The 25,604-nt window shown below is 69.4% G+C and carries 26 protein-coding genes; 16 read left to right on the forward strand and 10 right to left on the reverse strand.

Translation table 11 applies throughout. The features are described 5' to 3' along the window. Positions 1 to 133: 133 nt before the first annotated feature. The 7 genes from sdhC (at position 134) to trpS (ending at position 6,990) form a co-directional block, all read left to right on the forward strand. Entirely contained in the window at positions 134 to 565 is a 432-nt protein-coding gene (sdhC, locus tag Q9R33_RS01550; protein WP_082497100.1) for a succinate dehydrogenase, cytochrome b556 subunit, read from the forward strand. After that, complete coding sequence (locus Q9R33_RS01555) at positions 565 to 1,014, forward strand: succinate dehydrogenase hydrophobic membrane anchor subunit (protein ID WP_056370644.1); 450 nt, start codon at positions 565 to 567, stop codon at positions 1,012 to 1,014. Before sdhC ends, Q9R33_RS01555 begins: the two co-directional genes overlap by 1 nt. A gap of 43 nt (positions 1,015 to 1,057) precedes the next feature. Then, complete coding sequence (gene sdhA / locus Q9R33_RS01560; protein WP_056370649.1) at positions 1,058 to 2,881, forward strand: succinate dehydrogenase flavoprotein subunit; 1,824 nt, start codon at positions 1,058 to 1,060, stop codon at positions 2,879 to 2,881. After that, positions 2,881 to 3,651 (forward strand): succinate dehydrogenase iron-sulfur subunit, encoded by a 771-nt coding sequence (locus Q9R33_RS01565; protein WP_056370652.1) that lies wholly within the window; start codon positions 2,881 to 2,883, stop codon positions 3,649 to 3,651. The genes sdhA and Q9R33_RS01565 overlap by 1 nt, the downstream gene beginning before the upstream one ends. Positions 3,652 to 3,727: 76 nt before the next feature. After that, a complete protein-coding gene (locus Q9R33_RS01570) occupies positions 3,728 to 5,044 on the forward strand; it encodes a YihY/virulence factor BrkB family protein (RefSeq protein ID WP_235560256.1) in 1,317 nt (438 codons plus the stop codon). Positions 5,045 to 5,085: 41 nt separating this feature from the next. Then, complete coding sequence (locus tag Q9R33_RS01575) at positions 5,086 to 5,952, forward strand: exodeoxyribonuclease III (protein WP_311292641.1); 867 nt, start codon at positions 5,086 to 5,088, stop codon at positions 5,950 to 5,952. Positions 5,953 to 5,982: 30 nt separating this feature from the next. Next, complete coding sequence (trpS, locus tag Q9R33_RS01580) at positions 5,983 to 6,990, forward strand: tryptophan--tRNA ligase (protein ID WP_311292642.1); 1,008 nt, start codon at positions 5,983 to 5,985, stop codon at positions 6,988 to 6,990. Between the two features lie 321 nt (positions 6,991 to 7,311). Here trpS and Q9R33_RS01585 read toward each other — a convergent pair whose 3' ends face one another. Continuing rightward, positions 7,312 to 8,223 (reverse strand): DUF559 domain-containing protein, encoded by a 912-nt coding sequence (locus tag Q9R33_RS01585; RefSeq protein ID WP_311292643.1) that lies wholly within the window; start codon positions 8,221 to 8,223, stop codon positions 7,312 to 7,314. A gap of 274 nt (positions 8,224 to 8,497) precedes the next feature. Between Q9R33_RS01585 and Q9R33_RS01590 the strand changes: the two genes are divergently transcribed. Together Q9R33_RS01590 and Q9R33_RS01595 are read left to right on the forward strand one after the other, a co-directional pair. Beyond that, complete coding sequence (locus Q9R33_RS01590) at positions 8,498 to 8,950, forward strand: GNAT family protein (protein ID WP_311292644.1); 453 nt, start codon at positions 8,498 to 8,500, stop codon at positions 8,948 to 8,950. Positions 8,951 to 9,037: 87 nt separating this feature from the next. Beyond that, complete coding sequence (locus Q9R33_RS01595) at positions 9,038 to 9,898, forward strand: DNA-formamidopyrimidine glycosylase family protein (protein ID WP_311292645.1); 861 nt, start codon at positions 9,038 to 9,040, stop codon at positions 9,896 to 9,898. Positions 9,899 to 9,902: 4 nt separating this feature from the next. On the opposite strand, the gene glpK is transcribed toward Q9R33_RS01595, so the two are convergent. Both glpK and Q9R33_RS01605 read right to left on the reverse strand, forming a co-directional pair. Next, the gene (glpK, locus tag Q9R33_RS01600) at positions 9,903 to 11,441 is read right to left on the reverse strand and encodes a glycerol kinase GlpK (protein WP_311292646.1); all 1,539 of its coding nucleotides are present in this window, start codon (positions 11,439 to 11,441) and stop codon (positions 9,903 to 9,905) included. Positions 11,442 to 11,513: 72 nt separating this feature from the next. Then, positions 11,514 to 13,241, reverse strand: a complete 1,728-nt coding sequence (locus Q9R33_RS01605; protein ID WP_311292647.1) for a glycerol-3-phosphate dehydrogenase/oxidase — start codon at positions 13,239 to 13,241, stop codon at positions 11,514 to 11,516. 87 nt (positions 13,242 to 13,328) lie between these two features. On the opposite strand from Q9R33_RS01605, the gene Q9R33_RS01610 reads away from it, so the two are divergent. The 7 genes from Q9R33_RS01610 (at position 13,329) to Q9R33_RS01640 (ending at position 20,128) form a co-directional block, all read left to right on the forward strand. Next, positions 13,329 to 14,288, forward strand: coding sequence for a sugar-binding transcriptional regulator (locus Q9R33_RS01610; RefSeq protein ID WP_056370662.1), 960 nt, complete (start codon positions 13,329 to 13,331; stop codon positions 14,286 to 14,288). Between the two features lie 310 nt (positions 14,289 to 14,598). Next, positions 14,599 to 15,636 (forward strand): bifunctional diaminohydroxyphosphoribosylaminopyrimidine deaminase/5-amino-6-(5-phosphoribosylamino)uracil reductase RibD, encoded by a 1,038-nt coding sequence (gene ribD, locus Q9R33_RS01615; protein ID WP_056370664.1) that lies wholly within the window; start codon positions 14,599 to 14,601, stop codon positions 15,634 to 15,636. Next, on the forward strand, positions 15,636 to 16,259 hold the full coding sequence (locus Q9R33_RS01620; RefSeq protein ID WP_311292648.1) for a riboflavin synthase: 624 nt from the start codon (positions 15,636 to 15,638) through the stop codon (positions 16,257 to 16,259). The genes ribD and Q9R33_RS01620 overlap by 1 nt, the downstream gene beginning before the upstream one ends. Further along, the gene (locus Q9R33_RS01625) at positions 16,256 to 17,530 is read left to right on the forward strand and encodes a bifunctional 3,4-dihydroxy-2-butanone-4-phosphate synthase/GTP cyclohydrolase II (RefSeq protein ID WP_056370668.1); all 1,275 of its coding nucleotides are present in this window, start codon (positions 16,256 to 16,258) and stop codon (positions 17,528 to 17,530) included. Before Q9R33_RS01620 ends, Q9R33_RS01625 begins: the two co-directional genes overlap by 4 nt. Further along, positions 17,527 to 18,003, forward strand: a complete 477-nt coding sequence (gene ribH, locus Q9R33_RS01630) for a 6,7-dimethyl-8-ribityllumazine synthase (protein WP_056370670.1) — start codon at positions 17,527 to 17,529, stop codon at positions 18,001 to 18,003. The genes Q9R33_RS01625 and ribH overlap by 4 nt, the downstream gene beginning before the upstream one ends. Positions 18,004 to 18,065: 62 nt before the next feature. Further along, a complete protein-coding gene (locus Q9R33_RS01635; protein WP_056370675.1) occupies positions 18,066 to 18,419 on the forward strand; it encodes a hypothetical protein in 354 nt (117 codons plus the stop codon). A 227-nt stretch (positions 18,420 to 18,646) separates the two neighbouring features. Then, a complete protein-coding gene (locus Q9R33_RS01640; RefSeq protein ID WP_056370677.1) occupies positions 18,647 to 20,128 on the forward strand; it encodes an MFS transporter in 1,482 nt (493 codons plus the stop codon). A 202-nt stretch (positions 20,129 to 20,330) separates the two neighbouring features. Here Q9R33_RS01640 and Q9R33_RS01645 read toward each other — a convergent pair whose 3' ends face one another. The 7 genes from Q9R33_RS01645 to Q9R33_RS01675 form a co-directional block, all read right to left on the reverse strand. Continuing rightward, positions 20,331 to 21,023 carry a DUF4166 domain-containing protein gene (locus Q9R33_RS01645; protein WP_311292649.1) on the reverse strand — a complete coding sequence of 231 codons (693 nt, stop codon included), beginning with the start codon at positions 21,021 to 21,023 and terminating at the stop codon, positions 20,331 to 20,333. Next, a complete protein-coding gene (locus Q9R33_RS01650) occupies positions 21,020 to 21,625 on the reverse strand; it encodes an SRPBCC family protein (RefSeq protein WP_311292650.1) in 606 nt (201 codons plus the stop codon). Before Q9R33_RS01650 ends, Q9R33_RS01645 begins: the two co-directional genes overlap by 4 nt. Next, positions 21,622 to 22,029 carry a hypothetical protein gene (locus tag Q9R33_RS01655; protein WP_311292651.1) on the reverse strand — a complete coding sequence of 136 codons (408 nt, stop codon included), beginning with the start codon at positions 22,027 to 22,029 and terminating at the stop codon, positions 21,622 to 21,624. The genes Q9R33_RS01650 and Q9R33_RS01655 overlap by 4 nt, the downstream gene beginning before the upstream one ends. After that, on the reverse strand, positions 22,029 to 22,703 hold the full coding sequence (locus tag Q9R33_RS01660; RefSeq protein WP_311292652.1) for a TetR family transcriptional regulator: 675 nt from the start codon (positions 22,701 to 22,703) through the stop codon (positions 22,029 to 22,031). Before Q9R33_RS01660 ends, Q9R33_RS01655 begins: the two co-directional genes overlap by 1 nt. Before the next feature lie 125 nt (positions 22,704 to 22,828). Further along, entirely contained in the window at positions 22,829 to 23,656 is an 828-nt protein-coding gene (locus Q9R33_RS01665) for an ABC transporter permease (RefSeq protein ID WP_056370681.1), read from the reverse strand. After that, entirely contained in the window at positions 23,653 to 24,525 is an 873-nt protein-coding gene (locus tag Q9R33_RS01670; RefSeq protein ID WP_311292653.1) for an ABC transporter permease, read from the reverse strand. Before Q9R33_RS01670 ends, Q9R33_RS01665 begins: the two co-directional genes overlap by 4 nt. Then, positions 24,522 to 25,463 carry an ABC transporter ATP-binding protein gene (locus Q9R33_RS01675; protein WP_056370683.1) on the reverse strand — a complete coding sequence of 314 codons (942 nt, stop codon included), beginning with the start codon at positions 25,461 to 25,463 and terminating at the stop codon, positions 24,522 to 24,524. Before Q9R33_RS01675 ends, Q9R33_RS01670 begins: the two co-directional genes overlap by 4 nt. Between the last annotated feature and the right edge of the window lie 141 nt (positions 25,464 to 25,604).

The raw sequence follows: 25,604 nt of genomic DNA on the forward strand, positions 1-25,604 counted from the left end.
AATGCGGGAATAGGATGGTCGCAGCGCCCGCGTGACGCCGACGGCCCGAAGCCCACGGTTCCGGGCCCTCTTCGGGGGCCGTCCTCGCAGTCCGAGGCCAGCCCCATCGTGTTTCGATCCAAGGAGGACGGACGTGTCTGCACCAGCACGCGTCACACCGTCGGTATCCGAGACCACCTCCCGAGTTCCTCGCGGCACCCTGTACCGCGGGAACGAAGGCATGTGGTCGTGGGTGCTGCACCGCATCACCGGCGTCGCCATCTTCTTCTTCCTGCTCGTCCACATCCTCGACACGGCGCTCATCCGGGTGTCGCCCGAGGCGTACGACGCGGTGATCGGCACGTACAAGAACCCGGTGATGGCCCTGGGCGAGGTCGCCCTGGTCGGCGCCATCGCGTACCACGCGTACAACGGCCTGCGCATCATCCTGGTCGACATGTGGTCGTGGGCCACCCGCCACCAGCGCCAGCTGTGGTGGGGCGTGCTGGGCCTGTGGGCCGTGACGATGCTGGGCTTCGTCCCGCGTCACCTCATGCTCGCCTTCGCACCGGGAGGGGGCCACTGATGACCGCCATCGCCGATCCGCGCGCTCCGCGCGCCGCCGTCCGCCGCCGGGGTGCCAACCTCGAGAAGTGGGGCTGGGTCTACATGCGCGCCTCGGGCGTGCTGCTCGTGGTCCTCATCTTCGGCCACCTCTTCGTGAACCTGATGGTCGGCGAAGGCATCCACGGCATCGACTTCGCGTTCGTCGCCGGCAAGTACGCCACGCCGTTCTGGCAGTGGTGGGACGTCCTCATGCTGTGGCTCGCGCTGATCCACGGCGCGAACGGCATGCGCACGATCGTCAACGACTACGTGACCCACGCCGGCACCCGCCGCGTGCTGGTCTGGGCGCTCGGCCTCGCGGCGGCGTTCCTCATCGTGCTCGGCACGCTCGTCGTCTTCACGTTCGACCCGTGCATCGGCTTCGACGCCGAGACCGCGTCCGACACCATCATCAGCATCTGCGGCTAGCGTTCGGGCGACCCCCGAGCATCGACCATCGAAAGCACACAGCGTGAGCACTGAGACCACCGACAGCTACGTCAAGGACGGCGTCCACTACCACCAGTTCGACATCGTCATCGTGGGCGCCGGCGGCGCCGGCATGCGCGCTGCCATCGAGGCGGGCCCCGGGGCGAGGACGGCCGTCATCTCGAAGCTGTACCCCACCCGCTCGCACACCGGCGCGGCGCAGGGCGGCATGGCGGCGGCCCTGGCGAACGTCGAAGAGGACTCGTGGGAGTGGCACACCTTCGACACCGTCAAGGGCGGCGACTACCTCGTCGACCAGGACGCGGCCGAGATCCTCGCGAAGGAGGCCATCGACGCGGTCATCGACCTCGAGAACATGGGCCTGCCGTTCAACCGCACGCCCGAGGGCAAGATCGACCAGCGCCGCTTCGGCGGGCACACCGCCGACCACGGCAAGACCCCAGTGCGTCGCGCCTGCTACGCCGCCGACCGCACCGGACACATGATCCTGCAGACGCTGTTCCAGAACTGCGTCAAGCTCGGCATCAACTTCTTCAACGAGTTCTACGTGCTCGACCTCATCACGGTCGGCGAGGGCACCGACAAGCAGATCGCGGGCGTCGTCGCCTACGAGCTCGCCACGGGCGACCTGCACGTCTTCCAGTCGAAGGCCGTCATCTTCGCGACGGGCGGCTTCGGCAAGATCTTCAAGACGACCTCGAACGCGCACACCCTCACCGGCGACGGCGTCGGCATCATCTGGCGCAAGGGCCTGCCGCTGGAGGACATGGAGTTCTTCCAGTTCCACCCGACCGGTCTCGCCGGGCTCGGCATCCTTCTCACCGAAGGTGCCCGCGGTGAAGGCGCGATCCTGCGCAACGTGAGCGGCGAGCGGTTCATGGAGCGCTACGCCCCGACCATCAAGGACCTCGCCCCGCGCGACATCGTCAGCCGGTGCATGGTGCAGGAGGTCGCAGAGGGCCGCGGCGCCGGACCCCACCGCGACTACGTGCTCCTGGACTGCACGCACCTGGGCGCCGAGGTGCTCGAGACGAAGCTCCCCGACATCACCGAGTTCGCACGCACGTATCTCGGCGTCGACCCGGTGGTCGAGCCGGTGCCCGTCATGCCGACCGCGCACTACGCGATGGGCGGGATCCCCACCAACAACGACGCGCAGGTGCTGAGCGACAACACGACCGTCGTCCCGGGCCTGTACGCCGCGGGCGAGTGCGCGTGCGTCTCGGTGCACGGCTCGAACCGCCTCGGCACCAACTCGCTGCTCGACATCAACGTCTTCGGCAAGCGCGCCGGCCGCAACGCCGTCGAGTACGTCAAGACCGCCGACTTCGTGCCGCTGCCCGAAGACCCCGCCGCCGAGGTGCGCGACCTCATCGAGGGCCTCCGCAACAACCCGGGCACCGAGCGCATCGCAGTGCTCCGCAAGACGCTGCAGGACGAGATGGACCGCAAGGCCCAGGTGTTCCGCACCGACGAGTCGCTCGGCGAGGTGCTCCTCACCATCGAAGAGCTGCGGGAACGCTTCAAGAACGTGCACGTCGACGACAAGGGCAAGCGGTTCAACACCGACCTGCTCGAGGCCGTCGAGCTCGGCTTCCTCCTCGACATCGCCGAGGTGGTCGTCGTGACCGCGAAGAACCGCAAAGAGAGCCGCGGCGGCCACATGCGCGACGACTTCCCGAAGCGCGACGACGAGAACTACATGCAGCACACCATGGCGTACCTGTCGGGCGACCCGCACTCGTCGAACGCCGAGGACCACATCCGCCTGGGCTGGAAGCCCGTCGTCTTCACGAAGAACGAAAAGGGCGAGTTGAACTACCCGCCGATGGAGAGGAAGTACTGATGACGCTCGTCGCCGACGCGGATTCCGCTACCGAGGTCACCAACGACACCGGCATCCAGTCGTTCCTCGTCACCTTCATCATCCGGCGCTTCGACCCCGAGGTCGACGAGGAGCCGCGCTGGGTCGACTACGACGTCGAGCTCTACTCGACCGACCGCGTGCTCGACGCCCTGCACAAGATCAAGTGGGAGGTCGACGGCTCGCTGACCTTCCGCCGCTCGTGCGCCCACGGCATCTGCGGCTCCGACGCGATGCGCATCAACGGCCGCAACCGGCTCGCGTGCAAGACGCTCATCAAGGACCTCGACATCTCGCAGCCGATCTATGTCGAGGCCATCAAGGGCCTGCCGCTCGAGAAGGACCTCGTCGTCGACATGGAGCCGTTCTTCGCGTCGTACCGCGAGGTCCAGCCGTTCCTCATCGCGAACTCGACGCCCGAGAAGGGCAAGGAGCGCATCCAGTCGATCGTGGACCGCGAAGTCTTCGACGACACCACGAAGTGCATCCTCTGCGCCGCGTGCACGTCGTCGTGCCCCGTCTTCTGGACCGACGGCCAGTACTTCGGCCCTGCGGCCATCGTCAACGCGCACCGCTTCATCTTCGACTCGCGCGACGACGCCGGCGATGTGCGCCTCGACATCCTCAACGACAAAGAGGGCGTGTGGCGCTGCCGCACGACCTTCAACTGCACCGAGGCGTGCCCGCGCGGCATCGAGGTCACCAAGGCGATCGCCGAGGTCAAGCAGGCGGTCCTGCGCGGACGCCCGTAACCCCGGTTCTCTTTCAGGCAGACGGATGCCGCATCGCTCAGCGATGCGGCATCCGTCTGTCGCTAATCTGAACACCGTGACGCACACTCCCCCGCCCGATGCCCGTGCGGCAGCGGACGCCGCGCAGCGCGAGGAGGAGTCGCTCCGGGAGCGCTGGGAGGCGACGGAGCACAGCCTCCGGCAGCGATTCGACGCGCCGATCAGCCGTGCGACGCGGCTGACGCAGGCGACGATGGCGTGGTTCCCCGTCCGGGTGTGGCGCCACTTCCTCATCGAGAACGGGTTCCTGCTCGCGGCCGGCGTCAGCTACGTCGCGCTGTTCGCCTGCTTCGCCGCGATCTACGTCGTGTTCGCGATCGTCGGCATCTGGCTGGGCGGGAGCCCGGATGCCGTCAACGCCCTCATCGACCTGATCAACAGCTACATCCCGGGCCTGATCTCCGATTCAGGCGGACTCGCCACCCCCGAAGCGGTGCAGGAGATCGCATCCTCGAACTCCGGCGTCCTCGGCTGGACGGGCGTCATCGCGCTCGGCGCCCTCATCTGGACGGCGATCGACTGGGTCACCTACTCCCGTCGCGCGGTCCGCGAGCTGTTCGCCATCCCGCCGGATCGACGAAGCTATTTCCTGCTCAAGGCCAGAGACTTCCTCGCGGCGCTCATCTTCGGCGCGGCGCTGATCTTCGGCTTTGCGCTCAGCACCGTGGGCACCTACGCCGTCGAATGGATCTTCTCCCTGTTCGGGTTGAAGGACACGAGCGCCCTCACCGACATCAGCGTCAGCATCGGCTCGCTCCTCATCGGTTTCGCGGTGACCTCCACGGCGCTCGTCGGTCTGTTCCGATTCCTGACCGGCACGAAGCTGCCGTGGCGCCGCATCTGGCCAGGCGCCCTGCTCGGCGGACTCGGCATCTCGGTGCTCCAGCTCGGTGCCGGTCTGCTGCTGAGCTACACGCCCTCCAACCCGCTGCTGGCGACGTTCGCGATCTTCATCGGGATGCTGCTGTGGTTCCGGCTGCTCGGGATCGTCATGCTCGTCGCGGCGGCGTGGATCGCCGTCGCGGCGAAGGACCGCGATGTCGTGATGCTGCCGCAGACCGATGCCGAGCGCGTCGCGGCCGAGCACGCGGCTCTGCTCGTGGCCGCACGGGTGCGGCTGCGCACCGCGCAGGACGCGCGCGACCAGGCGCCCTGGTACCGCGCGTGGGTCGCCGACCGCGCCGTGCGGGAGGCCGAGGACGAGCTGAGCCAGGTGGAGGCGGCGACGCCGGCGGCGCCGGTTCGGAACGGGGCCGCGCCGGGGCGGGCGTCGACCCCCGTTCCGTCGGCCGCCGCGACGCCGAGCAAGCCGTCCAAGCGCGGGCGGTCGCCGCGCGTCCCGCACAACGACTGACGCGTCCAGCGGTGTCGGTGGCCCCGGATAGTCTTGCCGTCGTGTCTCGCCGTGTTCGCATCGCCTCTGTCAACGTCAACGGAATCCGCGCGGCGACGCGCAAAGGCATGCTCGAGTGGCTCGACGCCGCCGACATCGACGTGATGGCCCTCCAGGAGGTCCGCGCGACCGAAGACGAGCTGCGCGCTGCGCTGCCGGGGTGGGAGATCGTCAACGACGAGGCTCTCGCGAAGGGCCGTGCCGGTGTGGCCGTGGCCAGCCGCATCCCGTCGGTGGAGGTGCGCCGCGTGCTCGGCCCCGCCGCCGAGGACGCGGCCGATGTGCTCGACAGCGCCGGCCGCTGGATCGAGGCCGACTTCGACATCGACGGCGAGCGCCTGATCGTCGTGAGCGCCTACGTGCACACCGGCGAGGCCGACACCCCCAAGCAGGACGCCAAGTGGGCCTTCCTCGATGCGATGGAGGCGCGGATGCCGCAGCTCGAGGCCGCTTCCCCGCTCGCGCTCGTCATGGGCGACCTCAACGTCGGCCACCGCGAGTTCGACATCCGCAATTGGAAGGGCAACGTCAAGAAGGCCGGGTTCCTCCCCCGCGAGCGCGCCTACTTCGACCGGTTCTTCGGCGAGGAGGGCGCGGAGGTCACCGGCGCGGACGGCTCGACGGGCCCCGGTCTCGGCTGGGTCGACATCGGCCGCCGCTTCCACGGCGACGTCGACGGCCCGTACACGTGGTGGTCGATGCGCGGGCGCGCGTTCGACAACGACACCGGGTGGCGCATCGACTACCACCTCGCCACGCCCGAGCTCGGCGCCCGGGTCGCCGACTACCGCGTGGTGCGCGCGCCCTCGTGGGACACGCGCTGGAGCGACCACTCCCCCGTCGTCGCCGACTACTCGATCGGGCACTGAGGCGCAGCATCCGCTCTATAGACTTTTCGGATGAGTAGATCGCGCCTGTACTCCGGCATGCAGCCCTCCGCCGACTCGCTTCAGATCGGCAACTACATCGGGGCTCTCATGCAGTGGCGCGACCTGCAGGAGTCGTACGACGCGTTCTTCTCGGTGGTCGACCTGCACGCGATCACCGTTGCGCAGGACCCCGAACACCTGCGTGAGAAGACGCGCCGCACCGCCGCCCAGTACATCGCCGCCGGCATCGAGCCGTCGAAGTCGACGCTGTACGTGCAGTCGCACGTGCCCGCGCACCCCGAGCTGGCGTGGATCCTGTCGACGATCACGGGCTTCGGCGAGGCCGGGCGCATGACGCAGTTCAAGGACAAGTCCTCGCGCTACGGCTCGGACGCCACGTCGGTCGGGCTCTTCACGTATCCCGTGCTGATGGCCGCCGACATCCTGCTGTACCAGACCGACATCGTGCCCGTCGGCGACGACCAGAAGCAGCACGTCGAGCTGACCCGCGACCTGGCGGAGCGCTTCAACAGCCGCTTCGGCGAGACGTTCAGGGTGCCGATGCCGGTCATCCAGCAGGAGACGGCCCGCATCTACGACCTGCAGAACCCCACCGCGAAGATGTCGAAGTCCGCGGAGTCCGATGCCGGCGTGCTGTGGCTGCTCGACGACCCGGCGGTCTCGGCGAAGAAGATCATGCGCGCCGTCACCGACTCCGAGGGCTCGGTCCGCTACGACCGTGAGGCCAAGCCCGGCGTCTCGAACCTGCTCGTGATCTACGCGGCCCTGACCGGCCGCCAGATCCCGTCGATCGAGGACGAGTACGCGGGCCGCGGCTACGGCGACTTCAAGAAGGGCCTCGCCGAGGTCGTCGTCAACGAGTTCGGCCCGGTGCGCGAGCGCGCGCTGCAGATGCTCGACGACCCCTCCGAGCTCGACCGCGTCCTCGCCGTCAACGCCGGCAAGGCGTCCGAGGTCGCCGAGCGCACCCTCGCCGACGTCTACGACAAGGTCGGCCTCCTCCGCCGCTCCCGCTGACCCTGGACGGATGCTGCGGCCCCGGGCTGCAGCATCCCCCGGGCTGCCTGGGCGTCTTCGGTCCGGTTCGCTGCGTTCGCAACTCAGGATGATTCCGTCGCCCGGCGACGCGGGGACCCCCCAGGTCGTGACCATCCTGAGTTGCGAGCATCAGGGGTGGGCCCCGCGCCCGGGCGAGCGAGTTCACAAGCCTTGCCACCCGAGGCCCTCCCCGGTTCGCAACTCAGGATGGATACGGCGTTCAGGCGCTTCGTGTTCTCGCTCCGCGCATCGGTCCTGAGTTGCGAACCGCGACAGCCGCTTGAGACCTCGATGGGGCGGTCAGCGCTTGGTGCGCTGCGTGAGCAAACCCCGCAATGCGGCCAGCACATCATCCGGGCGAAAGAGGATGTCACTCGCCGTGAGTCTGAGGACGGCGTAGCCCTGCCGCGCCAGCTCTAGGTCACGCTGGTAGTCCTTGACCTGCTGATCCCAGTCCGAGTGGAACTCCTTGCTGTCGCACTCGATGACGAGCCAGCCGTCTGCGACGAGATCGACGAACCCGACATTCTCGAACTCCACCTGCAAGCGTGTCGAGCAACCGAGGCCGGCGAGCATCAGTCGCACGAGGGTCTCAGGACCTGACTGTGCCCGGCCGTCGACGAGCGATGCCAGCACCGCATACTTCGCGGGCAGGATCTCGAAGATTGACGACAGCTGCTCGGAGCGGATCAGCTTCTTGTTGAGCGCGCTGTCGATCGACGCGATCGCCGCGCGTGGCGGCTGGCAGAGCACCGCGTGCGCCAAAGCGACCACAAGGTCGGTGCACGTTGCGGCACCGGGGTCATTCGGCATGGCGAGCCAGTGCAAGCGCGTGCCGTGAAGCTTCTTCAGGTCCAGCTTCCTTCGGCGGTCGTGCGGCGAACGCATACGGCTCATTCGTGTGTCGAGGTGCACGTGCAGACGCGCATTCGTCTCCACGAAGACTTCGAGATGCTGGAGGAGGGACAGGCAGGTCAGACGTCCGCCGACGCGGACCGCCCGGACCACAGCATCCGGCGTCTCCGGCGGAAGATAGCGGTCACGTCGGGCACGGATCAGCGCGCCCGCGCGGACGGCCGCCGTGATGTCACGCGCGGTCATGCCATCGGCCATCAGATCGCGACGGGTCCGGTGAGTCGTCCACATGATCACCGACCCTCGCGCCGTCGCGCACCGGCGGTCGTCGGGCGCGTTGAATCTGGGGATGGCCATCGTTCCCCGCGACTTGTGGAGGAGCCGGCATGTTCACAATTCAGGATCATCGCTCCACGGCCGACGCCCATCACCCGGAATCGCGCTGACCCCGCGCGCAGAGATCACGCCCGTCCTGAGTTGCGAACGGAGGGGCTTGTCCGGCACTTAGGCTGTCCGGATGGAGCCCGTGACCCTGCGCACCGCGCGCCTCGAGCTGTCTGCGCCGCGCGCGGAGGACGTGGACGCCGTCTACGCGGCGTGCCAGGACCCCGACATCCAGCGGTAGACGCGGGTGCCCTCGCCTTACGCGCGGGAGGATGCCGAGAAGTTCATCGACGCGGTCGCAGAGCAGTGGTCGGGCGAGCTGCACCGCACCTGGGTGATCCGCGACGGTGCCACCCTCGTCGGAACCATCGGGTTCTACCGCCTCGACGGGCAGGGCAACGGGGAGATCGGGTACTGGATCGCCCCGGATCAGCGCGGCGGCGGACGCCTCCGCGAAGCGGCGAACGCGGTGATCGCCTGGGCCTTCTCGTCTGACGGCGCAGACCTCACCCGCATCGAGTGGCGCGCCGTGGTGGGCAACGAGCCGTCGGCGCGCGTCGCCCGCGCGCTGGGCTTCCGCTTCGAGGGCACTCTGCGCCAGGCGCTCGTGAGCGCGAAGCATCGCGACGACGGCTGGATCGCGGGACTCCTGAAGACGGACGAACGGATGCCTCAGCCCTGGCCCGTCCTCGACGCCTGACGACCGGCCCGACCGAGTCGCGTGGCCGCGTCATCCCGACCGCTGACGGCCGGCCCGCGTGTCGCCACGGCATGGCAGGATGAGCGCATGCCCGAGATGCCCGAGGTGCAGGGACTCGTCGACTTCCTCCGCGAGCGGCTCACCGGCGTGCAGATCACGCGGGCGAGCGTCGCGAACATCGCGGCGCTGAAGACGTACGACCCGCCGATCGATGCGCTCCATGGGCAGGAGATCATGGGCGCCTCGCGCCACGGCAAGTTCATCGACCTCGCCACGACCGGCCCGCACCTCGTGTTCCACCTCGCCAAGGCCGGGTGGCTGCGCTGGTACGACGAGCTGCCGAAGACGATCATCCGCCCGGGCAAGACCCCGATCGCCCTGCGCGTCGCGCTCTCGGACGGCGCCGGGTTCGATCTCACCGAGGCGGGCACGAAGAAGTCGCTCGCGGTCTATGTCGTGCGCGACCCGTCGGACGTCCCCGGCGTCGCACGGCTCGGCCCCGACCCTCTGGATGCCGCCTTCACCCGCGATACGTTCGCCGAGCTCCTCGCCGGCCGTCGCACGCAGATCAAGGGGGTGCTGCGCGACCAGATGATCATCGCGGGCGTGGGCAACGCCTACTCCGATGAGATCCTGCACGCGGCGAAGATGTCGCCGTACGCACTGGCCTCCTCCCTGTCCGACGACGACATCACGCGCCTGTTCGACGCGATGACCGAGACGCTGACGGATGCTGTCGCGGAGGCATCCGGAAAGCCACCGGCCGAGCTCAAGGACGCGAAACGCCGGGGCATGCAGGTCCACGGGCGTCGCGGCGAGAAATGCCCGGTCTGCGGCGACGAGGTGCGGAGCGTCTTCTTCGCCGACAACTCGCTCGAGTACTGCCCCACCTGCCAGACCGGCGGCAAGATCCTCGCCGACCGCCGCCTCTCGCGCCTGCTGAAATGAGGCGTCAGTCGCCGGTCGTGCCCATGAGCACGCGAGCGTCGTCGTCGACCCAGTCGAGGGACTTCGACACGGCCTTGCGCCACTGGCGATAGCGGCGCTCGCGCTCGTCCTCGGGCATCCGCGGCTCGAAGCGGACGTCCTCCCGCCAGTGCGATCGAAGCTCATCGAGGTCGCTCCACACGCCGGTCGCGAGACCCGCGGCGTACGCGGCGCCGAGCGCGGTGGTCTCGACGACCTCGGGACGGACGACCGGGATGCCGAGGATGTCGGCCTGGAACTGCATGAGGAGGTCGTCGCGGGTCATGCCACCGTCGACGCGCAGCTCGTCGAGCGTGCGGCCGGTATCGGCGACGACGGCGTCGATCACGTCACGCGTTTGGAATGCCGTCGACTCGAGGGCCGCGCGGGCGATGTGCGCCTTGTTGACGTAGCGCGTGAGCCCGACGAGCGCGCCGCGCGCGTCGGGTCGCCAGTACGGCGCGAAGAGCCCGGAGAACGCCGGCACGAAGTAGGCGCCGCCGTTGTCGTCGACGCTCGCGGCGAGGGTCTCGACGTCCTCGGAACGCTGGATGATGCCCAGGTTGTCGCGGAGCCACTGCACGAGCGAGCCGGTCACCGCGATGGATCCCTCGAGCGCGTAGCGGGCGGGCTCGTCGCCGATCCGGTAGCCGACCGTGGTGATGAGGCCGCTGCCGGATCGCACGATCTCGGTACCGGTGTTCACGAGCAGGAAGTTGCCGGTGCCGTAGGTGTTCTTCGACTCCCCCGCCTCGAAGGCCGCCTGCCCGAAGGTCGCCGCCTGCTGGTCGCCGAGGATCCCGGCGATCGGCACCCCGTCGAGCACCGAGGGCAGCGAGGAGTGTCCGACCACCTCGGATGAGGAGCGGATCTCAGGCATCATCGCGCGCGGGATGCCCCACACGGCGAGCAGGTCGTCCGACCAGTCGAGCGTGCGCAGGTCCATGAGCAGCGTGCGCGACGCGTTGGTGACGTCGGTGACGTGGATGCCGCCGCGCGCGCCGCCCGTGAGGTTCCACACGACCCAGGTGTCGGGCGTGCCGAACAGCAGCTCTCCCGCTTCGGCGGCCGCTCGCGCTCCGTCCACGTTGTCGAGGATCCACGCGACCTTCGACGCCGAGAAGTACGTGGCGAGCGGCAGCCCGGTAGCCTCGGCGAACCGATCCGCGCCACCCTCGGCCGCGAGCTCGTCGATCCGGGGCTGGGTGCGGGTGTCCTGCCACACGAGCGCGTTGTGCACCGGACGCCCGGTGCGCTTCTCCCACACGATCACCGTCTCGCGCTGGTTCGTCACGCCGATTGCAGCGACGTCGGATGCTGCGAGCCCGGCGCGCGAGAGACACGACGCGATGACCCACTCGGTGCTGGTCCAGATCTCGACCGGATCGTGCTCCACGCGACCGGCCCGGGGGAAGATCTGCTCGTGCTCACGCTGCGATGCGGCGACCATGGAACCGGCGGCGTCGAACACGATGGCGCGCGTCGACGTCGTGCCCTGGTCGATGGACAGCACGTGCTCGGGCAACGTCGTCTCCTTGCTCGGCGGGCGACATCGCCCGCGCGGGTCGGCCGCGCGGCGAGCGCGCGTGCGGTCAGGCTATCGCGCGCCGGCGGGGATCCAGGACGGGTCCGCGGCGTGGATCCGGTCCAGCGCACGTCCCACTTCGAGCGCGGTGCGTGCGGTGTCCCAGTCGAGCACGGGCGCGACCGCGTCGGCCGCCTCCGCGACCGCCTCCGCCGTCGCCTCGCCGATGAACGCGATGCTGGTGCGCCGCAGCAGCAGGTCGTCGAGATGCGTGACGTCCTCCGTCGCGGCAAGGTGGCGCAGCTCACCCGAGCTGTAGTCCGGCAGGTGCTCGAGCAGGGCGTCGTCGGCATCCGCGGCGATCGCGTCCACGACGGCTTCGGCGACGGTGCCGTAGCGGTCGAGCAGCACCGCGACGCGGCCGGCAGGCACGTCGGCGGCGTGAGCCGCGATCCACTGCCGGCGAGCGCGCTCGGTCATCGGGTATCCGCGGCCACCGCCGATCGGCACTCCGCGGGTCGAGCCGCGGCGCGGGCGGGCCAGCAGCTCGAGGGCGCGGTCGGCGAGATGCTCGGCCGACGCGCGGAAGGTGGTCCACTTTCCGCCGATGAGGCTCAGGACCGTGGCATCCCCACCGATCAGCGGTGCGGACTCGACGCGGTAGTCGCGCGAGACGAACCCCGGCGAGACATCGTCGTGGCCGGGGAGTGGCCGCACGCCCGCGAACCGGTAGACGATCTGCGAGCGCTCGACCGGGATCGTCGGCAGCACCTGGCCGATGAGCTCGATGAAGTAGTCGACCTCCGCCTCGGTGCACACGATCGGGTCGGCCATGTCGTGCTCGAGGTCGGTGGTGCCGACCAGAACGCGGCCCTTGAGCGGGTAGATGAGGACGATGCGCCCGTCCTCGTTCTCGAAGAACAGCTCCCGCCCGCCGGTCGCGGCAAGCAGCCCGGGGTGGTCGAGCACGACGTGCGAGCCCTTCGTTCCGCCCATGTACCGGGTCGGGTCGCCGAGGGCGAGATTGGTGAGATCCGTCCACGGACCGCTGGCGTTCACGACGACGGATGCCGAGAATCGGGTCTCCTCGCCGGTCAGAGCGTCGCGCAGCACGACCCTCCCGTCGTCGACCCCGACGGCCGCGGTGTAGTTGGCGGCTCGTGCCCGATCGCCGCCCGCCGCGCGGCCGTCACGCAGCACGTCGATGGCGAGGCGCTCGGGGTCGTGGAGGGATGCGTCCCAGTAGGTCGCGGTGTACTTCACGTCGGGGTTCAGCTCGGGCAGCTGCGCGAGCGAGCGCTTGCGTCCGTGGAAGGTGTGCCGTGGGACGGTCCCCTTGCCGAACACGCCGCCCCCGCGGGAGAAGGAGTCGTAGATGACGAGCCCGATCTTGATGAGCGCGGCCCCGCGCTCACGGTGCTTCCCGCCGCCGTGGCGCAGGAACTTCAGCGGCGCCGACAGCACTCCCGAGAACGTCGAGAAGATCGGGATGGTGGTCTGCAGCGGCCTGACGTAGTGCGGCGCGGTGCGCAGCAGCGCGTTGCGCTCGGTCACGGCCTCGTGCACGAGCCGGAACTCGCCGTTCTCGAGATAGCGGATGCCGCCGTGGATCATGTGCGACGACGCCGCCGACGCGCCGCTGATGAAGTCGTCGCGCTCGACGAGTGCGACGTCCACGCCCTGCATCGCGAGATCGCGGAACGTGGCGAGACCGTTGATGCCGCCGCCGATGATCAGCACGTCGGCGTAGGGCCGCTCGGTGAGAGCCGCCCATCCTCGTTCCGCTGCCCGCGCCGCCATCGCATCCCCCATCGTCGTGCTGTCGTCCCATCATGACATCGCTGGACGTCCTTGCAGGCGATATGCACATACGTGCACGATAGGCGGATGGACCAGATCGGCGACGCCCGCACGATGCAGCGCGCGCTCACGGCCGCGCACCTCTACTACGTGCAGGATCGCACCATGGATGCGATCGCCCAGGAGCTCGGCACGTCGCGTTCGACGGTGTCACGGCTGCTCACGCACGCGCGGGCGACGGGCATCGTCGACATCCGCATCCGGTCGCCCTTCGCCGCGCCGCAGCGACTCGAGGAGCGACTGGCCGAGCGCTTCGGCATCCTCGCCCAAGTCGTTCCCGTGCCCGACGACACCACCGAGGTCGACCGGCTGCAGCGCGTCGCGATCGCCGCCGCGCACGCGCTCCTGGACCTCGTGCAGGACGACATGATCGTGGGCGTCGCCTGGGGGTCGACGACCGCGGCGGTGAGCCGCCACCTCGTCCCCAAGACGGTGCACGGCGCGACATTCGTGCAGCTGAACGGCTCCGGCAACACCCACTCGACGGGTCTCCTCTACGCGAGCGAGATTCTCAGCCGGTTCGCCGCCGCCTACGACGGGAGCGCGCAGCAGTTCCCCGTGCCGGCCTTCTTCGACGACCCAGCCACGAAGGACGCCATGTGGCGCGAGCGCAGCACGCGGCGCATCCTCGACATGCTCCCCGCGATGGACCTCGTGGTGTTCAGCACCGGCTCCGCGGGATCTCGCGTGCCGAGCCACGTCTACAGCGGCGGCTACCTCGAGCCGGCTGAACTCGATCAGCTCGCCGACGAAGGCGTCGTCGGCGACGTGGCCACGGTCTTCTACCGCGCGGACGGGTCGAGCGACGCCATCGCCCTCAACGACCGCGCCACCGGCCCGAGCCTCGATCTCTTGCGCGGCATCCCACGGCGCCTCTGCATCGTGTCAGGGGTGTCGAAGCTCGCCAGCCTCCGAGGTGCCCTCGCTGCGCGCATCGCGACGGACCTCATCGTCGACGAGGCCACCGCGCGGGCGCTCCTGGAGTGAGGGGCGGACTTCATTCGACGACATGGAATGAATGGACGGATGCCGCGTTGACTACACTCGAGAGCATCAACGTGCTCCGGGGTCGGTGAGAATCCGAACCGGCGGTGACAGTCCGCGAGCCAAGGCTTCAGCATCCGTTTCGGATGCCGCCGCGGCCGATCCGGTGGAATTCCGGAACCGACGGTGATGCGACAGGTTTCCTGAGGGAAGCAGGTCGCTAGTCCGGATGGGAGGCAGCACAGAGGCGTCGCCGTGCGCGCCTCCGCTTCCCATGCCCCGGGGCGTCGAGAACGACGAGACGAGGGGCCGGATGGCGAGCACAGCGGAACACGACGCGATGCGTCGGGCGCTGACGATCGCCCGACGCGGTCCGCGTGGCGTGAACCCACAGGTCGGCGCGCTCCTGCTGTCGCCGAACGGCGATGTGCTCGCCGAGGGCTGGCACCGCGGCGCGGGCACCCCGCATGCCGAGGTGGACGCGCTGTCGAGGCTCGCGCCCGGCGCCGCGCGCGGCGCGACCGCGATCGTGACCCTCGAACCCTGCAACCACACCGGTCGCACCGGACCGTGCTCCGAGGCCCTCATCGCCGCGGGCGTCACACGAGTCGTCTACGCGATCGCCGATCCCGGCGACCACTCCTCCGGCGGGGCCACGCGGCTGCGCGCAGCCGGCGTCGAGGTCGAGGCCGGCCTGCTCGCCGACGAGGCGACCGCGCTCCTCGACTCGTGGCTGACGGTCCAGCGCCTGCGCCGGCCGCACGTCACCGTGAAGTGGGCCCAGAGCCTCGACGGCCGCGCCGCGGCCTCGGACGGCACCAGCCAGTGGATCACCGGACCGCAGGCCCGCGCCGACGTCCACCGCCGCCGCGCCGAAGCCGACGCGATCGTCGCCGGCACCGGCACGGTGCTCGCCGACGACCCGGCGCTCACCGCCCGCGCCGAGGACGGCTCGCTGCTGCCCCACCAGCCGATCCCGGTCGTCGTGGGCGCGCGCGCCGTGCCCGAGACGGCGGCCGTGCGGCAGCATCCGCACCCGTTCCTGCAGTACCCCGGCGACGGTGCCACGGGTGGGCTGCACGCCCTGCTCGAAGACCTGCGCCACCGCGGGGTGCAGCGCGTGTTCGTCGAGGGCGGTCCTGCCGTCGCGGCGTCGTTCCTGCGCGAGCGGCTCGCCGACGAACTGCTCGTCTACGTCGCTCCGGTGCTGCTCGGCGGCGACCGGCTCGCTGTGCAGGACATCGGGGTGTCCACCATCGCCGAGGCGCGACGCCTGGCCGTGGCATCCGTCACCCCACTCGGCGACGATCTGCTGTTCGTCGCCCACCCCGCTTCGGAAGGAGACGAGTGATGTTCACCGGAATCATCGAGGAGATCGGCGAGGTCACCGCGGTCGAACCGTCGGGCGACGGCGTGCGCGTGACGGTGCGCGGGCCGAAGGCCGTGTCGGATGCCGCGCACGGCGACTCGATCTCGGTCAGCGGCGTGTGCCTCACGGTCGTCGACCAGGGCTCCGACTGGTTCACCGCCGACGTGATGAAGCAGACGCTCGACATGTCGACCCTCGAGGGCGTCTCCGCCGGTCGCGTCGTCAACCTCGAGCGTGCGACGGCCGCGCACGGCCGCCTCGGCGGACACATCGTGCAGGGCCACATCGACGGCACCGGCGAGGTGCTCGACGTGCGACCCGGCGAACAGTGGCAGGTGCTGCGCATCTCGATCCCCGCAGAGCTCGCCCCACTCGTCGTCGACAAGGGCTCGATCGCCGTCGACGGCGTCTCGCTCACCGTGAGCGGTGCCAGCGCCGCCGCCCCCGGCGACGGCTGGTTCGAGGTCTCGCTCATCCCCGAGACCCTCGCCGCGACCACCCTCGGCGCCCGTGTGCCGGGCGACCGCGTCAACCTCGAGACCGACATCCTGGCTCGCCACGTACAGCGGCTGCTGGCCTTTTCCACGGAAGGAGGCTCGAAATGAGCCTTGCCACGATCCCCGAGGCTCTGGAGGCGCTGCGCGCCGGCCGGCCGGTCATCGTCGCGGACGATGAGAACCGCGAGAACGAGGGCGACGTCATCCTGTCGGCCCAGCTCGCCACGCCCGAGTGGGTCGCGTGGACGGTCCGCTGGACGAGCGGCTTCCTGTGCGCGCCGATGCCCGCCGACTGGGCCGACCGCCTCGACCTGCCGCCGATGGTCGAGAACAACGAGGACGCCCGCGGCACCGCGTACACGGTGAGCGTGGACGCCGCCGACCGCGTCTCGACCGGCATCAGCGCCGCGGACCGCGCCCACACGCTCAACGTGCTCGCGAACCCCGAGTCGACGCCCACCAGCGTCATCCGCCCCGGCCACATCCTGCCGCTGCGCGCCGTCGACGGCGGCGTGCGCGAGCGGGCCGGCCACACCGAGGCCGCCGTCGAGCTCATGAAGCTCGCCGACCTCGCGCCGGTCGGCGTCATCGGCGAGGTCGTCGCCGAGGACGGCAGCATGATGCGCCTGCCCGGGCTCCAGGAGCTGGGCGCCGAGTACGGCATCCCGGTCATCACGATCGAGCAGCTCGCCGCCCACCTCGACGAGAACGTCCCGTGCGATCCTGCGATCCGCAACGCGCACAAGCGCCGGGTGAGCCTGCGCGCGGAGGCGCACGTGCCCACCGGGCACGGAGAGTTCCGCTTCCTCGCGTACAAGGACCGCGTCACCGGCACCGACCACATCGCGGTCGTCTCGGGCGAGCTCTCTGACGCACCGCTCGTGCGCGTGCACTCGGAGTGCCTGACGGGCGAGGCGTTCGGCTCGCTCAAGTGCGAGTGCGGCCCGCAGCTGGAGGCCGCCCTCGACGCCATCGAGCAGGACGGCGGCGTGGTCATCTACATGCGCGGCCATGAGGGTCGCGGCATCGGCCTCATCAACAAGCTGCGCGCCTACTCGCTGCAGGAGCGCGGCCTCGACACCGTCGACGCCAACCTCGCGCTGGGCCTCCCCGCCGACGCCCGCGACTACGCGGCGGCCGCGGGCATCCTCACCGACCTGGGTATCGAGAGGGTGCGGCTGCTGACCAACAACACCGACAAGGTGAAGCAGCTGCGCGAGCTCGGCCTCGACATCGTCGAGCAGGTGCCGCTCCTGGTCGGCGTCGGCCCGAACAATCACCAGTACTTGGAGACCAAGCGCGATCGCATGGGTCACATCATCAACGAGGCGGACCTCGCGGACGCCATCGCACACATGCACGAAGGAGCAGAACGATGAGCGGCAAGGGCGCACCCGAGGCCACTGCACCCGTCGACGGCAGCGGACTCGACGTGGTCGTCGTCGCGGGCACGTGGCACGAGACGATCACCGAGGGTCTCATCGCCGGCGCCGCACGCGCCGCCGATGCCGCGGGCGCCTCGCACCGGCTCGTCCGCGTGCCCGGCTCGTTCGAGCTCCCCGTCGTGGCGAAGGCTGCTCTGGAGGCCGGGGCCGACGCGGTCGTGGCGCTCGGTGTCATCATCCGCGGCGGCACGCCGCACTTCGAGTTCGTCTCGAACGCTGCGACCGACGGCCTGACCCGCGTCGCGCTCGACACCGGCAAGCCGGTCGGCTTCGGCGTGCTGACGCTCGACGACGAGGCCCAGGGCATCGCCCGCGCCGGCCTCGAGGGCTCCGTCGAAGACAAGGGATTCGAGGCTGCCGACGCGGCCATCCGCACCGCCGTGGTGCTGCGCGACCTGCGCGCCTGAACGGCGCGGGTGCGCGACGAATCGGACGGGTCACGACGGCAACCTTCAGCTAGGCTGATGGCATGGAAATCCTCCGCCACGTCGTCGTGCTCGTCCACCTCGTGGGCTTCGCCATCCTCTTCGGCGCCTGGGTCGTCGAAGCGGTGAACGGAAAGCACCAGATCACGCGCCTCATGAACTGGGGCCTCGCGATCGCCGGTCTCGCCGGCCTCATCCTCGCCGCCCCGTGGGGCATCGAGTACGACCTCAACTACGCCAAGATCGGCGTGAAGCTGGTCATCCTCGTCATCATCGGCGCACTCCTGGGCATCGGCGCCGGCCGGCAGCGCAAGACCGGCTCGGTGCCCGGCGCCGTCTTCTGGTCGATCGGTGTGCTCACCTTCGCCAACGCCGCGATCGCGGTGCTCTGGCGCTGACCCTCTGACACGCGAGACGGATGCTGCGGCCCTGGGCCGCAGCATCCGTTCTCCGTCTCTGCGACCGGGACGCGATCCGGGAGTAGGCTGGTCTGTTGTGCCGGGCGACAACGCCCGCACCCACGGTGATCCAGTGCAGTGCCGCCTGACGCGTCACCCTGCGCCCGGCGTCCGCCCACCGCCGCATCCCATCCGGATGCCTCGCTCCGCGCATGCCCCAGGTGAATATGTCCTCCCCCAGCACGACCGCCGCGACCTCCGCGGCACCCGCAAACCCCCGCTCCCGCGTGATCCTCGCGAGCCTCGTCGGCACCACGATCGAGTTCTACGACTTCTACGTCTACGCGACCGCCGCCGTCCTCGTCTTCCCGATCCTCTTCTTCCCGACCGGCAACGACACCACGTCGCTGCTGCTGTCGTTCAGCGTCTTCGGCGCCGCGATGATCGCACGCCCCCTCGGCGCGATCGTGTTCGGGCACTTCGGCGACCGCTTCGGCCGCAAGGCGACGCTCGTCGCGTCACTGCTCACGATGGGTATCGCGACGTTCCTCATCGGGTGCCTGCCGACGTTCAACGACATCGGCGTGTGGGCTGCGATCCTGCTGCTGATCCTGCGCCTGTTCCAGGGCTTCGCGCTCGGCGGCGAGTGGTCGGGCGCCGCGCTCGTGGCGACCGAGAACGCCCCGAAGGGCAAGCGCGCCTGGTACGGCACGTTCCCGCAGCTCGGCGCACCGCTCGGCTTCATCATCGCGAACTCCGTGTTCCTCGCGATCAACTTCCTGCTCCCCCACCCCGACGGCGCGGGTCAGCGCTCGGCCGACTTCCTCGCGTGGGGCTGGCGCGTTCCGTTCCTGTTCTCCGCCGTCATGGTGATCATCGGCCTGTGGGTGCGCCTGCGCCTCGTCGAGTCCGACACCTTCGTCAAGGCCGAGAAGAAGGGGGCGATCCGCAAGTTCCCGCTCGGCACGGTCCTGCGTCACCACTGGTGGCACCTGATCCTCGGCACGTTCATCATGCTGGCGACGTACGTGCTGTTCTACCTGATGACGAACTTCACGCTCTCGTACGGCACGAAGGCGGCCGACCTCGAGGTCGCGTCCGCGGCCGCGCAGAAGGCGGCCGAGGCCGCGGGCACCGCGTTCGACCCGGCGGCCTTCGCCGCGCAGTTCTATCCGGGTCTCGGCTTCGGCTACACCGACTTCGTGCTGATGCAGATCATCGGCGTCGTGTTCTTCGGCATCTTCACGCTGCTGTCGGGCCCGATCGCCGACACGATCGGCCGCCGGCGCCTGCTGTTGTGGGTGACGGGCCTCATCATCGTTTTCGGCCTCACGTTCAACTTGTTCCTGTCGCCCCAGCTCGACCCGAAGTTCACCGGAGCCCTGACCCAGGCGTTCCTCATCTTCGGATTCATGCTGATGGGCTCGACGTTCGGCCCGATGGGCGCGGTCCTGCCGGAGCTCTTCCCGACGAATGTCCGCTACTCGGGCTCGGCCATCTCGTACAACGTGTCGTCGATCCTCGGCGCCGCGCTCGCCCCGATCGTGGCGGTGGCGCTGTGGGCCGCAGCCGACGGCAGCCCGTGGCTCGTCGGCCTGTACCTCTCGGCGATGGGCGTGCTGACCTTCATCGCGCTCCTCCTCTCGCCCGAGACCAAGGACGTCGACTACGACGCCGACCTGGGTGTCGGAGCCACCGGCTCGCTCTAGCCCCGGTTGTTCAGGACGACGGATGCCTCGACCCGGCCGGGTCGAGGCATCCCCGTCTCGGCCCACAACTCAGGCAGAAGCCCGCGCTGCCGCCCCTGCCCGCACCGGGCGCCGCGGCCTGCCTGAGTTGTGACCCCACGACACCCCGTTCCGCTACGACGCGAACGCGCGAAGTACAGCGGGCGCGGCATCCGTCGGCCACTCACGTGCGTCGCTCGTGCCGGACGGGCTTCGTGTGCGAGGGCGCGTCGGCCGCCTCGGGGAACTCGCAGCGGAACTCGCCCTCGTACCCGAACAGGAAGCCGAAGAGCCGGTTGCGCACCTCGAGGCGGATGCGGAAGACCTGTGCGCGGTCGTCGTAGCTCTCGCGGAGCTCGGCACGGCCGCTGAAGAGCATGGGGAACCGGAAGCCGAACGGGCCCTCGTAGAAGCGCTGCCGGTCGGATCGCAGCAGGAGGCTGCCGTCGGGTTCCGCTGTCAGCCGGAGGTCGACCGCGAGGTGCTGATGACTGCCGAGGTAGTCGACGACACGGCCGTCGTCGCCGAGGATCATCGTGGCGTCGAAGCGGCGCACGGCACGCGGCATCCGGAAGTGACGCACGAAGGTGACCGTCTCGCGTCCGAACGGGTCGCGGTAGGGATAGTTCTCGATCGTGAACGCGATGCCCTGCCCCGTCTCGGGAATGAGGATGTTGCGGAAGCGCCCGATCTGAAGGAACGGGATCGTCCACCAGGGGCCTCGCCGAATCGAGATCATGGTGCCGCGGCCGACACACGCGTAGCCGGACGCGAGGCCGACGCCGAAACGCCGTTGCAGCATCGGGTGGAGGCGGGAGAAGTCATCGCCCATGGCGCGCGCGAAGAGCGACGTCGCGATCGCGGTCTCGGCGCTCACGGGTGCGCCAGAGTGTGCAGGCTCGTCGGGGCGTCCTCCATGACCCGGCGGTTCGCAGGGCGACGCCGGCAGCGAGCGGCGCGAGGACGCGGTGCGCGCCAGAACTGCAGCACGGATCGCAGCGGCCACCGCTCGGGCGGGGTGCCGGTCTCGGCCCAGATCCGCAGCCGATCGAAGCTCCAGGCGGTCGCCCATCCGATCAGCGGTCGAACGATGAGATCCAGCGCGCGACCCCAACCCGGGCTGTAGTCGTACCCGGTCGTGAAGACGATGTCATCACCGTCCGGGCGATACCGCCAGTACCCTCGACCGGCGCCGAGCGGCGCGAGCCGGCTGTCGCTGTCGAAACGGAGCGCGGACGTGCGCGATCCATCAGCACGGTCGCGTTCGCCGATCGTCGTGCCGGCGCCCGTGATCGTCACTCCGGGCAGGCGTCGTTCGTAGATGAAGCGCGTACCGCCGCCGGCCAGGGGTGCGGCCGGAGTGATGCGGCTGAAACGCACGTCCCAGCGCGCGTGCAACGCCGGGTCCTGGGTGAGCTGCCACACCCGCTCCATCGGCGCAGCGATGCGGATGCTGACGTAGATCGCACGCCCGGTCACCGCAGCGCGCCGATCGCCGCGACGAAGATCCACACCGCCGCGAACGCCACCGGCGCGCCGAGGGCGATGGTGCCCCACACCGTCATGGCGCGGAGGAAGCGCCGGCCCTTCTGCCTCTCGCCGAACATGTTCAGCGCGGACAGGGCCGCAGCAGACCCGACGACGACCACCGAGACGGCCGGCATCGCGACGGTGGCGGGAACGACAGGCACCGCGAACATCAGCCACGACGCCGCCATGGGAAGCGCGTCACTCAGCGACGCAGCCCAGACGCACGCCGACGCGATGACGATGAACACGTTCAGCAGCGTGAGAACGCGGAACCACCGCTCACTCCAGAGTCCCACCTCCGCCGGGGCCGAGGATCCCCCGGATGCGGTCGCCTCGGCTTCGCCGTGGGTCATCAGGCCTGCACCTCGGTGATGAGGTCGAGCAGTTCGCGCAGCGGCTTGCGGAGCACGCGCAGCCGCACCAGGGGAAGCGAGAGCTTGAGGAGCCGCAGGCCGCGGTCGAGCAGCCGACTCGTGCGCTCCCGACCGTCCGACGTGTCATAGACCCAGAACAGGGCGAGCAGCAGATGGCCGAGCATCAGCGCCGACGGCAGATCCTCGTCGAACTCCGCGGGGAGCTTGTCTGCGGCACCGGCGATCGCCTCGCGGAAGAGCCCGACCACGATCTCGCGCGATTGCGAGGAGTCGCTCGACAGCGGGTTGATCGACGACCGCGGCGAGACCGCCGCCGAGAGGAACTCCGGGGCGAACCGGTGGTACGGCTCGAGCTGCGCGAGACCCGTGCGCAAGACGATGCCGAGCCGCTCCACGAGATCGTCGCTCGTCTCGAGGAGCGGGAGCGCCGCCGCGCGGTGCTGCTGCTGCACGTCGAGGTAGAGCTCCTGCACGAGGTCGTTCTTCGACGCGAAGTGGTAGTTCGTCGTGCCCACCGAAACGCCGGCCTCGGACGCGATGAGCCGGATCGTGGTCTGGTCGTATCCACGTTCCCGGAACGAGCGCAGGGCGACGTCGCGGATGAGCGCTCTCGTGCGCTCGCTCTTGGTTGCGGTGCCAACAGAACTGGACATGTTCAGAAAGGTACCGCCGTTTCTGAACATGTTCAAGAGACAGCACGCGCGAAGCGCATACGCAGGCACGTGACGACGCGGATGCTGCAGCCTGCGAGGGCTGCAGCATCCGCGTCAACCGAGAATCAGTCGAGGAACAGCGCGCGGAGACGCTTCGTCGTGAACACCAGACCGATGGCGATCATGACGACGTAATAGAGGACATGCCACCACATCTCGGGGGTGAGGATGCCGGTGGTGAGTCCGCGGACGAGCTCGACGCCGTGCCACAGCGGGAACGCCATGATGATGTGCTGGATCCACTCGGGGTAGATCGTGATCGGGTACAGCGTCGCCGAGAACAGGAACATCGGCAGCAGCACGAAGTTGATCCAGTCCATCTGCTGGAACGTCTTCATGTAGCTCGTGACGGCCATGCCGAGGCTCGCGAACCCGAAGGCGATGAGCAAAACCGCCGGCAGCGCCAGGATCGCGGTCCACGCCAGGTTGAGCCCGAGGATCTGCATGATGATCATGAAGCCGGTGGCGTACAGCAGGCCCCGCAGCAGCGCGTAGAGGATCTCGCCCAGCGCGACGTCGAGCGGCCCGAGCGATGTCGCGAGCATGCCCTCGTAGAGCTTGCCGTAGTTGAGCTTGAAGAAGACGTTCCACGTCGAGTCGTAGATCGCGCCGTTCATCGCCGACACGGCGAGCAGTGCGGGCGCGATGAAGGCCGCGTACGGCACCTCCACGCCACTGGAGGTCTGCACGTCGCCGATGAGCGAGCCGAGGCCGATGCCCATCGAGGCGAGGTAGAACACGGGCTCGAAGAAGCCCGAAAGGACGACGGCCCAGCTGGACGAGCGCGCGGCGATGAGGCCGCGCTGCACGACGGACTGCGGGTTGCCCGCCCACAGGGCGCGCACGCCGCCCGCGCGGACGGCGGCGGGCTCGGTTCCGACCGCGGTGCTCATGCGCCGAGCCTCCTCTGGAACAGGCGGCGGCCGATCACGTAGCCGCCGATCGACAGCAGGAGCAGGTAGCCGACGTGCACGACGATCACGAACGGGTCCATGGGCAGGCCGTAGGTGGCGACACGGCCGAGCTCGGTCGCGTGCCACAGCGGCGACACCCACCCGATCCACTGCAGCCAGAGCGGCAGCGTGGCCAGCGGGTAGAAGGTGCCCGAGAACAGGAACATCGGCATGAAGATGAAGCGCTGGACGAGCGCGACCTGGCCTTTGTCGTCGGTGATCGACGCGGCGTACGCCATGTACGGGATGCCGAACGCGAGGCCCGCGAGCAGGCCGATCGGAATGGTGAGCCAGCCGGTCTCGGGGTTCGGCACCGCCTGGAACAGCCACAGGAACAGGTAGTACGCGATCACCACGACGATGATGCGGGCCGAGGCGCCGGAGATGACGCCGCCCGCGATCTGCCCTGGCGAGAGCCCGGTCGCGCTGAAGCCGAAGAAGTAGCGGCGCCACTTGAAGCCGGCCATGACGGGGTACGAGAACTCCTCCGACGCGACGGAGATCGCGGCGGTCATCAGCAGGGCCGGTGCGACGAACACGAGGTACGAGACCTCGACGCCGTTCTGCGTGATCGGGGCGTCGATGAGCGCGGCGAGGCCGACGGCGAGCCCCAGCAGGTAGAGGATCGGCTGGCCGAGCGCGCCGACGATGATGGTCCAGCCGTACGCACGCATCGCGCGCACCATGTGCTCGGTGACGTACCAGGTGCCGAACGCGCGGGGCTTGCGGCCCCACTGCATCGCCTCGTCGCGCAGCTCGTCGAGCGAGGGCTGCACGCGGGTCGTGGCGTCTTCGGAGGGAAGGCTCATTCGATCAGCGACCTTCCGGTGAGCCGGAGGAAGACGTCCTCGAGGCTCGAGCGGCGCACGAGCGACGTGATCGGGGTGAGCCCCCGGTGCGTCACGGTCTCGAGGGCGGCCTCGCCGTCGTTCGCGTAGACGAGGATGCGGTCGGGCAGCACCTCGACGCGGTCGCCGATGCCCTCGAGCTGCGGCGCGACCTGCTCGTTGCGGTCGGAGCCGAAGCGCACCTCGAGCACCTCGCGGCTGGAGTGCTCCCGGATGAGCGAGGCCGGAGTGCCCTCGGCCATGATGCGCCCCTTGTCGACGACGATCAGCCGGTCGCAGAGCTGCTCGGCCTCGTCCATGTAGTGCGTCGTCAGCACGAGCGTGGTGCCGCGCTCCTTCAGGCGGAACAGGCGGTCCCACAGCACGTGGCGCGCCTGCGGGTCGAGACCCGTGGTCGGCTCGTCGAGCAGCAGGATGCGCGGGTCGTTGATGAGGCCGCGCGCGATCGTGAGCCGCCGCTTCATGCCACCCGACAGCTGCTCGACCTTGCTCTTGGCCTTGTCTTCGAGCTGGGCGAACGCGAGCAGCTCGTCGGCCTTCTGGTGGCACACCTTGCCAGGCAGGCCGAAGTAGCGGCCGTAGATGTAGAGGTTCTCGCGAGCGTTGAGCTCGCCGTCGAGGTTGTCCTGCTGGGGCACGACGCCCAGACGCGACCGGATCTCGGGGCCGTAGCGGTCGGGGTCGAGCCCGAGGATCGACAGTTCTCCGCTGGTGCGCGTCGACACCGCGCCCACCATCTTCATCGTCGTGGACTTACCTGCACCGTTCGGGCCCAGAAGTCCGAACGACTCGCCCGGCGCCACCTCGAACGACAGGCCGTCGACGGCGAGGAAGTCGGGCTTGCCTTTGACCTTGTAGGCCTTGACGAGGTTCTCAGCGGTGATCACGGGGGCGGGCACCGGACTACCCTAACGCCCCGCTCCGACACCGCCCAGTGGCCGCGCGGACAGCCCGATCGTCAACAAGAGTTGACACCTCCTTGACTGTCAACTACGGTTGACGCGGATGCCGCGGCCCGCAGCATCCGTGTCTGCCGAACG

Source organism: Microbacterium sp. PRC9 (assembly GCF_031844125.1).
GTDB lineage: Bacteria > Actinomycetota > Actinomycetes > Actinomycetales > Microbacteriaceae > Microbacterium.

What these genes read in the sequence shown, in the direction of transcription:
- Q9R33_RS01555 (WP_056370644.1), top strand. Translation starts at nt 565, where the DNA reads ATGACCGCCATCGCCGATCCGCGCGCTCCGCGCGCCGCCGTCCGCCGC.
- Q9R33_RS01565 (WP_056370652.1), top strand. Translation starts at nt 2,881, where the DNA reads ATGACGCTCGTCGCCGACGCGGATTCCGCTACCGAGGTCACCAACGAC.
- trpS (WP_311292642.1), top strand. Translation starts at nt 5,983, where the DNA reads ATGAGTAGATCGCGCCTGTACTCCGGCATGCAGCCCTCCGCCGACTCG.
- Q9R33_RS01585 (WP_311292643.1), bottom strand. Translation starts at nt 8,223, where the DNA reads ATGGCCATCCCCAGATTCAACGCGCCCGACGACCGCCGGTGCGCGACG.
- Q9R33_RS01595 (WP_311292645.1), top strand. Translation starts at nt 9,038, where the DNA reads ATGCCCGAGATGCCCGAGGTGCAGGGACTCGTCGACTTCCTCCGCGAG.
- Q9R33_RS01605 (WP_311292647.1), bottom strand. Translation starts at nt 13,241, where the DNA reads ATGGCGGCGCGGGCAGCGGAACGAGGATGGGCGGCTCTCACCGAGCGG.
- Q9R33_RS01610 (WP_056370662.1), top strand. Translation starts at nt 13,329, where the DNA reads ATGGACCAGATCGGCGACGCCCGCACGATGCAGCGCGCGCTCACGGCC.
- ribD (WP_056370664.1), top strand. Translation starts at nt 14,599, where the DNA reads ATGGCGAGCACAGCGGAACACGACGCGATGCGTCGGGCGCTGACGATC.
- Q9R33_RS01620 (WP_311292648.1), top strand. Translation starts at nt 15,636, where the DNA reads ATGTTCACCGGAATCATCGAGGAGATCGGCGAGGTCACCGCGGTCGAA.
- Q9R33_RS01625 (WP_056370668.1), top strand. Translation starts at nt 16,256, where the DNA reads ATGAGCCTTGCCACGATCCCCGAGGCTCTGGAGGCGCTGCGCGCCGGC.
- ribH (WP_056370670.1), top strand. Translation starts at nt 17,527, where the DNA reads ATGAGCGGCAAGGGCGCACCCGAGGCCACTGCACCCGTCGACGGCAGC.
- Q9R33_RS01635 (WP_056370675.1), top strand. Translation starts at nt 18,066, where the DNA reads ATGGAAATCCTCCGCCACGTCGTCGTGCTCGTCCACCTCGTGGGCTTC.
- Q9R33_RS01640 (WP_056370677.1), top strand. Translation starts at nt 18,647, where the DNA reads ATGTCCTCCCCCAGCACGACCGCCGCGACCTCCGCGGCACCCGCAAAC.
- Q9R33_RS01655 (WP_311292651.1), bottom strand. Translation starts at nt 22,029, where the DNA reads ATGACCCACGGCGAAGCCGAGGCGACCGCATCCGGGGGATCCTCGGCC.
- Q9R33_RS01660 (WP_311292652.1), bottom strand. Translation starts at nt 22,703, where the DNA reads ATGTCCAGTTCTGTTGGCACCGCAACCAAGAGCGAGCGCACGAGAGCG.
- Q9R33_RS01665 (WP_056370681.1), bottom strand. Translation starts at nt 23,656, where the DNA reads ATGAGCACCGCGGTCGGAACCGAGCCCGCCGCCGTCCGCGCGGGCGGC.
- Q9R33_RS01670 (WP_311292653.1), bottom strand. Translation starts at nt 24,525, where the DNA reads ATGAGCCTTCCCTCCGAAGACGCCACGACCCGCGTGCAGCCCTCGCTC.